Source organism: Bradyrhizobium sp. (assembly GCF_036735945.1).
Taxonomy (GTDB): domain Bacteria; phylum Pseudomonadota; class Alphaproteobacteria; order Rhizobiales; family Xanthobacteraceae; genus Bradyrhizobium.
On sequence record NZ_DAINNI010000137.1, the window covers coordinates 1 to 12,226 of the forward strand.

General features: G+C 62.5%; 12 protein-coding genes. 10 read left to right on the plus strand and 2 right to left on the minus strand.

The window, feature by feature from the left end; genetic code table 11:
• The first annotated feature begins 59 nt into the window (after window positions 1-59).
• Entirely contained in the window at window positions 60-830 is a 771-nt protein-coding gene (locus V7E26_RS26010; protein WP_324421812.1) for an exodeoxyribonuclease III, read from the plus strand.
• Between the two features lie 15 nt (window positions 831-845).
• On the opposite strand, the gene V7E26_RS26015 is transcribed toward V7E26_RS26010, so the two are convergent.
• The gene (locus V7E26_RS26015; RefSeq protein WP_324421814.1) at window positions 846-3,110 is read right to left on the minus strand and encodes a fused MFS/spermidine synthase; all 2,265 of its coding nucleotides are present in this window, start codon (window positions 3,108-3,110) and stop codon (window positions 846-848) included.
• A gap of 118 nt (window positions 3,111-3,228) precedes the next feature.
• Window positions 3,229-3,675: a cupin domain-containing protein gene (locus V7E26_RS26020; RefSeq protein WP_324421816.1), complete on the minus strand. Its 447-nt coding sequence runs from the start codon at window positions 3,673-3,675 to the stop codon at window positions 3,229-3,231.
• 162 nt (window positions 3,676-3,837) lie between these two features.
• Between V7E26_RS26020 and V7E26_RS26025 the strand changes: the two genes are divergently transcribed.
• The 9 genes from V7E26_RS26025 to V7E26_RS26065 form a co-directional block, all read left to right on the plus strand.
• Window positions 3,838-4,566, plus strand: coding sequence for an adenylate/guanylate cyclase domain-containing protein (locus V7E26_RS26025; RefSeq protein WP_324421827.1), 729 nt, complete (start codon window positions 3,838-3,840; stop codon window positions 4,564-4,566).
• Between the two features lie 88 nt (window positions 4,567-4,654).
• Window positions 4,655-5,377, plus strand: a complete 723-nt coding sequence (locus V7E26_RS26030) for a sulfite exporter TauE/SafE family protein (protein WP_324421829.1) — start codon at window positions 4,655-4,657, stop codon at window positions 5,375-5,377.
• A gap of 191 nt (window positions 5,378-5,568) precedes the next feature.
• Window positions 5,569-6,966 carry an adenylate/guanylate cyclase domain-containing protein gene (locus V7E26_RS26035; RefSeq protein WP_324421831.1) on the plus strand — a complete coding sequence of 466 codons (1,398 nt, stop codon included), beginning with the start codon at window positions 5,569-5,571 and terminating at the stop codon, window positions 6,964-6,966.
• Window positions 6,967-7,161: 195 nt separating this feature from the next.
• Window positions 7,162-7,569 (plus strand): hypothetical protein, encoded by a 408-nt coding sequence (locus tag V7E26_RS26040; RefSeq protein WP_324421818.1) that lies wholly within the window; start codon window positions 7,162-7,164, stop codon window positions 7,567-7,569.
• Entirely contained in the window at window positions 7,544-8,143 is a 600-nt protein-coding gene (locus tag V7E26_RS26045) for a helix-turn-helix transcriptional regulator (RefSeq protein ID WP_324421820.1), read from the plus strand. Before V7E26_RS26040 ends, V7E26_RS26045 begins: the two co-directional genes overlap by 26 nt.
• On the plus strand, window positions 8,140-8,802 hold the full coding sequence (locus V7E26_RS26050) for a hypothetical protein (protein ID WP_324421822.1): 663 nt from the start codon (window positions 8,140-8,142) through the stop codon (window positions 8,800-8,802). Before V7E26_RS26045 ends, V7E26_RS26050 begins: the two co-directional genes overlap by 4 nt.
• A 159-nt stretch (window positions 8,803-8,961) precedes the next feature.
• Window positions 8,962-10,419, plus strand: coding sequence for a DNA repair protein RadA (gene radA / locus V7E26_RS26055; protein ID WP_324421824.1), 1,458 nt, complete (start codon window positions 8,962-8,964; stop codon window positions 10,417-10,419).
• 166 nt (window positions 10,420-10,585) lie between these two features.
• Window positions 10,586-11,215, plus strand: coding sequence for a CvpA family protein (locus V7E26_RS26060; RefSeq protein WP_324421825.1), 630 nt, complete (start codon window positions 10,586-10,588; stop codon window positions 11,213-11,215).
• A 32-nt stretch (window positions 11,216-11,247) separates the two neighbouring features.
• The coding region (locus V7E26_RS26065; RefSeq protein ID WP_442893483.1) for an amidophosphoribosyltransferase at window positions 11,248-12,226 on the plus strand (979 nt) is incomplete at its 3' end.

A 12,226-nucleotide genomic window follows, 5' to 3' on the forward strand; every position in this document is an offset into this window, starting at 1 on the left:
CGCGCCTATCCAGTTGGCGCCAAAGAGTCAAAATCACGGTGATGAACCACTAGCTCTACATGAAGATAGCGACCTTCAACATCAATAATGTGAACCGCCGCCTGCCGAACCTGTTGCGCTGGTTGCGCGCCGCCAGGCCCGACGTCGTGGCCTTGCAGGAACTGAAATCGGCCGATGCCGAATTCCCCATCAAGGCAATCGAGAAGGCCGGCTATGGCGCGGTGTGGCGCGGACAGAAGACCTGGAACGGCGTCGCCATTCTCGCGCGCGGCACCGAGCCGGTCCTGACGCGGACGGCCCTGCCCGGCGATCGCAATGACGACGAGGCCCGCTACATCGAGGCCGCCGTCAACGGCATCCTCGTGACCAGCATCTATCTGCCGAACGGCAACCCGCAGCCGGGTCCGAAATTCGATTACAAGCTCGACTGGTTCAAGCGGCTGCGTTCGCATGCCGGCAAATTACTCAAGCAGGATATTCCCGTGGTGCTGGCCGGTGACTACAACGTCGCGCCGACGGCATCGGATATCTATCCGACGAAGTCGTGGGACAAGGACGCGTTGATCCAGCCGAAAAGCCGCGCCGCGTTCAAGGCGCTGGTGGACCAGGGCTGGACCGACGCGATCCGCACGCTGCATCGGTCGAAACCGATGTTCACGTTCTGGGACTACAAGCGAAACCGCTGGCCGCGCGACGCCGGATTGCGGCTCGATCATCTGCTGCTGAGCCCGGCGATCGCACCGCGCCTGGTCAAGGCCGGCGTCGATCGCAAGATCCGCGGCGAGGAAGGCGCCAGCGATCATGCGCCGGCCTGGATCGTGCTGAGGTAGCTTCCCGCGCAGCCGCTACCAGCCGAATTTCCGGCGCAGCATCACGCCGAGAATGTTGGAATAGTCGTCCGTCCACACCGCACTTGCGGGATCCGCCTGCAGCGGCGTCCATTTTTCGGCGACGCTTCCGAGATCGCCTGATGTGCGCGCCATGGCGACGACCCGGGCGTTGGATGCGAACGTCTTCATGAAGTCGCCGGCGCGATCATCCTCGCGAAGGAAGCTGATCATTCCCTGGGAACCGGCGACGTTGGAGACCACGGAAGCGAGATCGAGGTGGCGATTGGAAATATGCGCGACGATCACGCCGCGTGGCGTGAGTTTCGCGAGATATCCCGCCAGCGCTTCGCGCGTCAAAAGATGCACCGGGATGCTGTCGGAAGAGAAGGCATCCAGAACGATCAGGTCATACTGGCCGGGCGAGGCCTCCAGCGTCAGCCGTGCGTCGCCGGCCACCACCGGTGCATCGGCTGCGCAGCTCGACAGGAACGTAAAGAGACGCGGATCCCGGGCGATGCGGATCACTTCGGGATCGATCTCGAAGAACGTCCAGTTCTCGGCGGCCTTGCGATGGCAGGCCAGCGAGCCCGTACCGAGCCCGACTACCGCGACGCGCCGGAGAGCACCATGGGCCGCGCGGGCGGCACCGATCGCGTCGGCCAACGGACCTTCCGGGTAATAATAAGTCAGCGGCCCCGGCGGTCCCGAGACCGGCGTACCGTCGTCGTTGCGCAGGCGCTGCGCGCCATGGATCGTGGTGCCGTGATAGAGCAGACGAGCCCTGCCCTCGGAAACTTCGGCCACCCTGTGCACACCGAAGAAACTGCGGACCGTCTCGATCGGCGCTATTCCCGGACGCCAGAGACCGGTGATGACAAAGCTCAGGACCACGAGCGCGAAGAAGCGCGCCAGATGCTGCCGCTGAAACAGCATCGCAGCCGCCAGCAGCGCGAGCACGAGATGGAACGGCAGTTCCAGGGGCGCGGGTAGCGACAGCCGGGCGACGGACCAGACCAGTGCGAGAATCGCGCTCGGCAGAAGCCACGGCGAAAGTTCAGTCACGGTCTTGCGGACACCTCCGGCGAAGAATCCCGGCATGCACAGCACGGCGAGCGCGACGAGGATCGGATATTCGTAATTGCCGTTGAATATCTGCGGCGCCAGCAGGCCCGCGAACGCGCCGCCGATTACGCCACCGAACGAAGTGCAGAGATAGAACTCGGTCAGCCGTTGCGGGCTCGGACGGCGCCGATAGAGTTCGCCATGGCACATCAGCGTCAACAGCACGAACGCGGCGAGGTTGAGGGCGATCATCGTCACCCAGAACACCTTGTCGCCGCCGATCAGGCTCACCGCGAGCGGCGCCACGGCGAAAGGAACTAACCGGACCACATCGGCATGGGCGATCCACGGCCTGTCGCGAAACACGGCAACGAAAGTGAGCAAATAGATCGCGAGCGGAAGCACCCACAGGAACGGCGCGGCAGCGATATCGGTGGTCAGATACGCCGTAACAGCGATAACGAGACCGGACGGCACCGCTGCAAGCGCGATCCAGCGCACGCGTTCCATGGCGCTTGCACGAACCTCGTCCGGCGGCGGAGCCTGCGCGACCACCGGTGCTGCGCCCGAGGTGAGCAGGCTGGCGACGGCCAGCAGCACCGCAAACAGCCCAAATCCGAGCGACCAGATCGCGGTTTGCGTCTTCAGCGTCAGGAACGGTTCGACGACGACGGGATAGGCGAACAGGGCGGCAAACGAACCGAGATTGGACGCGGCGTAGAGCACATAAGGATTGGCCGCCTGCCGGTGTCCACTCGCGGCAAACCAGCTTTGCAGCAGCGGCGCGGTGGCCGACAGCACAAAGAATGGCAGGCCGATCGAGATCGCAAACAATCCGAACAGCCACAGCGCCGTCCCATCCTGAGGCGGCGCAGACCATCCCGGTGCGACCGCGATCGGCAATGCCATGGCCGCCAATCCGACCAGCGCCAGATGGAGCATCGCGCCCCAACGAGACCGCAGCAGGTGGTTCAGCACGTGGGCGTAGGCATAGCCTGCCAGCAAGACCGTTTGGAAGAACACCATGGCGACCGACCATACCGCCGGCGCGCCGCCAAGTTTCGGCAGCACCATCCTTGCGAACATCGGCTGGATCGAGAACAGCAACAGGGCCGAGACGAACAGCGTCAGCCCGTAGAGCAATGGCAAATGCCGGATATCTGCCGCCTGCCGATCGAGGCCAGGCGATATCCGGTCTGAGGCTTGGAAGAGCGACATCGAATCCCCGGCGCGTCAATGCCGGCACGGTATCGAGCCGCCCCTAAACAAGGCTTAACCGGTAGCTGGGCACGGCGAACGTCATGGTAAACGTCGCCCTGATCAGACCGGTTGTGGATCAGCCCTTTCTTGTATGTCCCCAGGCCGCGTCCCAGTCCTCGCCGGCGGCGTCGATGACACGGCCGTCGGCCTCGAAGAACTTGTTCGGCACCTGGAAGATCGCGAGCATAAGTCCGCCTTGCGGGCACCAGGCGACGTGACGGCTGCCTTCTTCACGCCAGATGAATTCGCCGGCCTTGCATTCGATGCCCTGCGCCGGGCCTTCCTTGTCGACGAGCGAGCCTTCGAGCACATAGGTCTGTTCGATGTTGACGTGCTCATGGTCGGGCAGCACCGCACCCGGCGCGAACCGCATCAGCGCGGTCATCAGCCCGGTCTTGCGATCGAACAGCAGCGTCTTGGCTTCGCAACCGGGGAACCGCGTCTTCTGCCATTCCATGCTGGTTGGGCGAACCAGATGGGAATGCGTCTCTGCGGTCTGAGCCTTCGGCGTCACGGCGTCCATAACGATCCTCCGTTTTGATTATTTTGACGCGATCCTAGCAGCTTTGCGCTCGGCCACCAGCCGGCAGGTGTGCGCTGCGGGACGCTGCTTGCTCGCACCTGCCGCCGGTTATAGCATCGCCGTCCCAGCCGCTTTGGCGGAGCACGGTTGAAAATGGCAGCACTGCAACATTCGCTCATCTGCAAAGGATGCTGGGAGCAGTTGCATGTGCCGGTGGTGCTTCGCGGCGTCGCCTCGGCGCCTTACCGCGCCTTCGGCATCCGTCCGAGCCGGATGAATCCCAATACCTGCACCATCTGCGAACTGATGTTCACCAAGGTGATGCGGGCGCGCAAGATCGCCATCGACGCCACCATCATGTTCGCCGATCTGCGCGGCTACACCAGCCTGTCGCAGTCGCAATCGGCCGATGCGGTGTCCGGACTGCTCGACGCATTCTACGACGAATGCGCCGACGCGATCTGGCACCACGACGGGCTCCTCAACAAGACCATCGGCGACGCCGTCATGGCGGTCTTCAATTTTCCCTTGCGGCGGGAGGAGCACGTCAGAAACGCCGTGCTCGCTGCGCGCGAGATTCAGAAGAACTGGCGTGAGATGCGCACGAGCCTTGCCAATATGCACGGACTCTGCGCTGACCAGTTGGGGATCGGCATCGGCATCCATACCGGCGAACTCAGTTTTGGCGAGTTCGGCCACTCTCACCGCGACCTGACGGCGATCGGCACCGTCGTCAACACCGCCTCGCGCGCGCAGTCGGTCGCCGAGGCCGGCCAGATCCTGGTGACGAAGGCCGTGTTCGATCGCGCCCAGCCGGATTTGGAGGACAGCCGTTCGACGGCGTTCCAGCTCAAGGGGTTTGATGCGCCGGTGGAACTTTACGCGGCCTGATACCGGGACCGGCCATCGATATCCGGACTCGTAACCTGGGCCTGCTGCCACCATGATGTCGGCATCGGGAATCGCGAAAGACGTCAGGTTGGGCTTCCTTTTCGTCCTCACTGTCGGGCTGATCGCCGGCACGATCTCAGGGATCGTGGGCACCGGCTCGTCGATCATGCTGATGCCGGTATTGATCTATCAATACGGGCCGAAGGAAGCCGTGCCGATCATGGCGGTCGCGGCTGTGATGGCGAACCTGTCGCGCATTCTCGCCTGGTGGCGCGAGGTCGACTGGCGCGCCTGCCTCGCCTATTCGGCGACGGGTATTCCAGCCGCCGCGCTCGGCGCGCGGACCCTGCTCGCCCTGCCCTCACATGCCGTCGACATCGCAATCGGCCTGTTTCTCATCGCGATGGTGCCGGTCCGGCATTGGCTGGCCAAGCATCAGCTTAAAGCGCAACTCTGGCACCTGGCGGTCGGTGGCGCGGCGATCGGCTATCTCACCGGCATCGTGGTCTCGACGGGTCCGCTCAGCGTGCCGTTGTTTCTGTTTTACGGGCTGACCAAGGGCGCCTTCCTCGCCACCGAGGCCGCAAGCTCGCTCGGGCTCTATTTGAGCAAGTCGGTCGTCTTCGAGCGCTTCGGCGCGCTGACGCCTGATGTCGCGCTGAAGGGCCTGATCGCGGGTTCTTCCCTGATGTTTGGCGCCTTCATCGCCAAGGGATTCGTGCTGCGCCTCAAGCCCGACGTGTTCCGGCTGCTGATGGACGGCATCATGCTGGCCGCAGGCCTCAGCCTGCTCTGGACCGCATTTTCGTAAGGTCCGGATATTTTGGTAAGTCAGATAGTCGAACCGCTGATCATTGCCGGCTTTCCCGTCGCTGGCCGCGGATGCTCAAATTTGCTCGACGGCCTGACGACCACCGCGTTTACCGGATATGACGACGTCGATCGGTGGCGCCGGGCAGGTTGCGCAGCCCGATTCTCGGCTGGGGAGTACGTGTCTTGAGCATGGTGGCAGAAGCGGCTGACGTCTCCTATCCCGGCGACCGGCGGTCGGGGCGTACCGAAGCCCGGCAAGACACCCTGAAATTCGCGGAAGCCGCCCTGGCCGACAGCAAGCGCGAGGGCCTGCTGCTCGCTGTCCGCGCCCGCTGGGTCGCACTGGCGGTCACCGCAGCGACCCTGCCGATCATGAACCCGAACCGGGACGTGATCTATTATGTTCTGATGCTGGGTTTCTTCGCGCTGATCGGTTGGGCGCAGCTCAAGGTCGGCAAGGTCGGCCGTTCGCCGCTCGAGGTCTTCCTGATCATCTGCGATCTGGCGCTGTTGACCTTCCTCACCATCGTTCCCAATCCATGGAGCAACTTCAACTGGCCGATCGGAATGCAATTCCGGTTCGACAGCTTCATCTATTTCTTCATCTTCCTTGCCACCGCCACGCTCGCCTATTCGTGGCGAACCGTCGTCGCCATGGGCGGATGGACCGCAGCTCTCTGGGCCATGGCCGTCGGCTGGGCCTATCTGCAGCCGGAAAGCCACGCCGCGCTGTCCGCGCGCGTCAAGGATGCCATCGGCGCGGACATTCGCATGTTCGAGATTCTCGATCCCTCGTCGATCGGTTTCGGCGCCCGCTTCCAGCAGGTCATCGTGTTCGCCATCGTGGCGGCAATCCTGGCGCTGGCGGTGCGGCGCTCGAACGCGCTGCTGATCAGCCACGCCGGACTCGAGCGCGAGCGCGCCAATCTGGCGCGCTATTTCTCGCCCAACGTCGTCGACGAATTGTCGGGGAATGACGAGCCGCTCACGCGGGTTCGCACGCAGGACGTCGCGGTGCTGTTCGCCGACATTGTCGGCTTCACCGCCTACAGCGATGGCCGCGATCCGAAACAGGTGATCGAGACGCTGCGGCAGTTCCATGAGCGAATGGAACGTGAAGTGTTCCGCCACGGCGGAACACTCGACAAGTATCTCGGCGACGGCCTGATGGCGACGTTCGGCACGCCGTTCGCCGGCGATTCCGACGCGCTGAATGCCTTGCGTTGCGCGCGGGGCATGATCGCCTCGATCGCCGCGCTGAACGAGGAACGGAATACGCGCAGTGAGCCGCCGATCCAGGTCAGCGTCGGACTGCACTACGGGCAGGTCGTGCTGGGCGACATCGGCCTCAACCGGCTCGAATTCGCCGTGATCGGTACCACCGTGAACGCGGCAAGCCGGCTCGAGGCACTGACCCGCGAATTCGGATGCGCCATCGTCGTCAGCGACGCGCTGGTGCAGCAGGCCCGCACCGAAGCGAACCATTCGAGCGCAGACTTCGCGCCACTCGTCGAGCAGCCGGCGCAGGCCATTCGCGGACTCGAACAGCCGGTCGGCATCTGGACGTGTGCGGGCGACGTTGCCTAATGCGCTTGCTGCGGCCAGGGCGGAGCAATCGTGACCACTAACGGGATTAGTGGCCAGACCGCCGCTACCCTCTAGAGCGCCAGGTAGCGGGATCACCTTTACAACCATATTGCTCTATTATTAGCGTGCGTCGCGCGAACGACTCGACCTTACGGTGCGCAGTTAACGAATTAATCGCAAAAATGGAATATTAACTTGCCGCAAGCCTCGTCGTTTAGCTATTATGGCGAGAGGTGCGCTGAGGCGGTTCTGAGCGATGTTCGCGATGTCTACGAAAATGGCTCACCCCGCCTCAAGGCTCGGACACTCTCTAGGCTGAAAATCCTGGCTGGACTCCCGAGGACTCAGTGGCACGAGGGCTATTTCAAGAAACTCACGGGCCCTTGTGAAGGGTTGTGGGAGATTCGATTTGAGGCCGACAATGTTCAACAACGACCACTTGGATTTCATGTCACCGAAACGGAGTTCGTGATCCTTTATTGGGCACGAGAAAAAGGCGGGAAGTTCGTCCCCAAGACGGCATGCGAAATCGCGCTGAAACGAAAAGCAGCGCTATTGAAAAACGGGAATCTCAAACATGCCTTATGGCTCGCGCTGGAGTGAACAATTTGTTCGGCAGCTTTCAGACAAGGAAGTTAGGAGCGAGTTCGCGGCTGACCAAATGCGGGCTCGGATCGCGCTACTGATCCGATCGCTACGAGAACAGCCTGATCGAAATTGGACCCAAGCCGAACTTGGCGAAAAAGCGGGAAAACCACAGAATGTGATTTCTCGCTTCGAGGATCCCAACTATGGCAAGATGTCCCTTCAATCGCTGTTTGATATTGCGGCCGCCTTCGATCTTCCAGTCTGGATTGACCTGCCGGAGTGGGAAGATTGGCTCAGACTGATAGACAATGTTCCGAGTTCAACGACGCGACGGTCAAGTTTTGATTTAGACAGACTTGCTGGCTGCAGCTTCAACTCATCTGCTGACGGATCCATTGCAGCGTCCGGAGCTGCAGCTTCAGCTGCAGCAGAATCAATTCGGAACATGGTGCTTGGCCCGCCACAACTGCCCCAAATACTGAGCGCACCTGTAAACGCAAACGCTCTATCGACCTCCAATGAGGAGCCTCATGAGAAGATCGATAGTGCGATGGGTAACGCCGTCGTCGCGAGAAGTGTAGCAGCATGAGAATCCAAAGCACTGAGGGGCAGGTCTGGTGGATCGCGCTGCCCGACGAAATTCGACCTGTCCGCGGTATTGACGGCTCGCAGATCAGCTCGGGCCTTCAGTCGATTTTTAACTTCTCTTCACCGCCGAACGAGATCAAGGGAGGCGTAGAATTTTACAACGGCCGCCTAGCCAATGGCGATCACGATATCCTCATAACGAAATTGGCTATTTTCAATGACGGGATCAACATTCAGGTCCCTACCGACACGGAGGATGCTGAGAAGATTCTTCAGAGGACGTTGATCTTTGCGTTCGAGATGGGGGTTCGTCGTCCAATTAGTGAGGTGTTGCATTTCTATCAAAGCGTAATAGTTGCTGATTTTGAGACTTCACTCGAGAGCATTCTTCCTAGCGCTCTCCTAAAGAAGATCTCAAAGGCGCTGCCGATAGACGGCGAGTCTCACTTCCTCAATATCGGAACGAACTTCGACACAACCGCGATTCACGATGCGCGATGGCGCGGAGTTAACCCAACCCTCTTTAGGATCGATAGGCGCGCGTCCATGCCTTTGCCTTATGATCTCAATCGCTATTTTTGTCTCGCGAATATGAAAACGCCAGATCACATCGAAGTCTTGAGTGACTTCGAAAAATTTGCATCTACAGTGCGCCGGTAACTAATCGCGGTTGATCGAGCCCGAACGAACAAGAGTCATGCGCGGTTAACGAATGCAAACATCCGTGCCTCGGCGGTCGATCCTGTATGATCGACGCTTCGAGTTCATCCCCGTGCTATGATACCACGTCGGTTCGATTCAGGCGGCAACTCACCCCTTATGGCCAAATCCACCCTCTCCTTTGTCTGCCAGAACTGCGGCGCGGCCTATAACCGCTGGCAGGGCAAGTGCGATTCCTGCGGCGAGTGGAACACGCTGGCCGAGGAGGACACGACCGGCAGCGTGCCGGTGTCGATCCGCTCAAAACGCCGGGGGCGGACGTTTGCGCTGGAATCGCTGACGGGAAAAAGCAACGACGCGCCGCGGCTGTCGTCCGGAATGGCCGAACTTGATCGCGTCACCGGCGGCGGTTTCGTCCGCGGCTCGGTGCTGCTGGTCGGCGGCGATCCCGGCATCGGCAAGTCGACGCTGCTGACGCAGGCGACCAGCCTCTTGGCCCGCGCCGGGCATCGCGCGGTCTATATTTCGGGCGAAGAGGCGGTGGCGCAGGTGCGGCTGCGCGCCGAGCGGCTCGGACTGGCGGATGCGCCGGTGCAGCTCGCTTCCGAGACGTCGGTCGAGGACATCGTCACGACCCTGTCGGAGGGCGCGGTGCCGCGCCTGATCGTGATCGATTCGATCCAGACCATGTGGACCGACACGGTGGAGTCGGCGCCGGGAACGGTGACGCAGGTCCGGGCCTCGGCGCAGGCGCTGATTCGGTTCGCCAAGAAATCCGGAGCCGCGATCATTCTGGTCGGACACGTGACCAAGGACGGCCAGATCGCGGGCCCGCGCGTGGTCGAGCACATGGTCGATGCGGTGCTGTCGTTCGAAGGCGAAGGCTCGCAGCAGTTCCGCATCCTGCGCGCGGTCAAGAACCGCTTCGGCCCGACCGACGAGATCGGGGTGTTCGAGATGACGGGCCTTGGCCTGCGCGAGGTCTCCAATCCCTCTGAACTGTTCCTTTCCGAGCGCGACCTCGGCAGCCCGGGCACCGCGGTTTTTGCCGGCATCGAGGGCACCCGCCCGGTGCTGGTGGAATTGCAGGCCCTGGTGGCGCCGACCACGCTCGGCACCCCGCGGCGGGCCGTGGTCGGCTGGGACCCGAGCCGCCTGTCGATGGTGCTGGCGGTGCTGGAGGCCCATTGCGGGGTCAAACTGTCCGGCTACGACGTCTACCTGAACGTGGCCGGCGGCCTGCGGATCAACGAGCCGGCGGCGGACCTCGCGGCGTCCGCCGCCCTGGTGTCGTCCCTGGTAAACGCGCCGTTACCAACGGATGCGGTCTATTTCGGCGAGGTTTCGCTCTCGGGCGCGGTTCGGCCGGTGGCGCAGACCTCGGCGCGGCTCAAGGAGGCCGCCAAACTCGGCTTTGGCCGTGCCGTTCTGCCCGAATCGGCCCGTGGCGAGGTCGGCGGCGATGGCGGCCTGACCCTGAACACCATCGGCGGACTGACCACGCTTGTGGCCGAAATCGCCGCGCGCGGCACGCCCAGAGCCAAGGCGGATAACAATCGCGAGGGTTCAGGGGAGAAAAATGCCACACCGGCGCGATTCCGTCGGGAAAACGGCTAAAGCGGCGTGACGCGCCGGGCCCTCGCCGCTATACAACGCGCGCGAAAGGCAGGCGGGATGGCGCGATATCCGGCCTTGCGGGATGCATCGTCTGCCCCTCACTTGGGGTGACGGTAACTCCGCCGATTCGCTGCTTTAAGGACTTACGAGCGGACCTGACCAGCCGATGCCTGTAACGATACTCGATCTCGTCCTGCTCGGAGTAATGCTGATTTCGGGGCTGCTCGCCATGGTGCGCGGCTTCATGCGCGAAATCCTGTCGATCGCGGCCTGGGGCGCGGCGGCGCTGGTCACGCTCTATGCGTTCTCGAAGCTGATGCCGCAGGCCAAGGCCTATTTCGGCAGCGATACGATCGCCGCCGTGGTGGTCGTTGCCGGCAGCTTCATCGGTACCCTGATCGTGGTTTCCGTCATCACGGTGCGGATATCGGACATGATCCTGGATTCCCGGATCGGCGCGCTGGACCGCACGCTCGGCTTCCTGTTCGGCCTCGGCCGCGGCCTCCTGATCGTGGTGGTCGCCTTCCTGTTCTTCAGCTGGCTGGTGCCTGACAAGCAGCGGCCGGACTGGATCACCAACGCGAAGTCCCGAACGGTGCTGGATGGAACCGGGCAATGGTTAATGTCGCTCTTGCCTGACGACCCCGAGAACACCATCTTAAAGAGATTCAAGAAGAATAAACCGGACGACGACCAAACTGACGCCGACCAGGCAACGCCTGCGTCCGGCGATGGCTACAGCAAACCTGCCCGCGACGGCCTTAAAAAGCTGATCGAGAAACCCGCGGGCCGCTAGTTCTGCCAGACACAGAGAAGGCGATGGACGCGATGCAAAACCCTTCCGATCCCGCCGGCCAACTCGATCTAAGCCTTGATTTGAATCTTGGCATCGAGTTGCAGGACGATCTCGAAGGCGACACGCTACGCGAGGAATGCGGCGTGTTCGGCATTTTCGGCCACCCCGAAGCGGCTGCCATCACAGCGCTCGGACTGCACGCCCTCCAGCACCGCGGCCAGGAAGCCGCCGGCATCGTCTCCTTCGACGGCAGCCGCTTCCATTCCGAACGCCGCCTCGGCCTCGTCGGCGACACCTTCTCCCGCCGCGAGGTGATCGAGCGCCTGCCCGGCAGCATGGCGGTCGGCCATGTCCGCTATTCCACCACCGGCGCCACCATCCTGCGCAACGTGCAGCCGCTGTTCGCCGAGCTCAACGCCGGCGGCTTTGCGGTCGGCCATAACGGCAACCTCACCAACGGGCTGACGCTACGCCGCGAGCTGGTCAAGGGCGGCGCGATGATGCAGTCGACCACAGACACCGAGGTCATCCTGCATCTGGTCGCGCAGTCCAAGCGCGGCCGCTTCATCGACCGTTTCATCGAATCGCTGCGCGCGATCGAAGGCGCCTATGCGCTGGTCGCGCTGACCAACAAGAAGCTGATCGGCGCGCGCGATCCGCTCGGCATCCGCCCGCTGGTGCTCGGCGATCTCGACGGCCGTCCGATCCTGACGTCGGAAACCTGTGCGCTCGACATGATCGGCGCCAAATATGTCCGCGACATCGAGCCCGGCGAGATCATCGTGTTCGACGAAACAGGTGCGCACAGCCACAAGCCGTTCCCGCCGAAGCCGCCGCGGCCCTGCATCTTCGAATACATCTATTTCTCGCGGCCGGATTCCATCGTCGGCGGCCGCTCGGTCTACGACGTCCGAAAAGCCTTCGGCGCGCAGCTCGCGCGTGAAAGCCATGTCGAGGTCGACGTCGTGGTGCCGGTGCCGGATTCCGGCGTGCCCGCCGCCGTCGGCTACA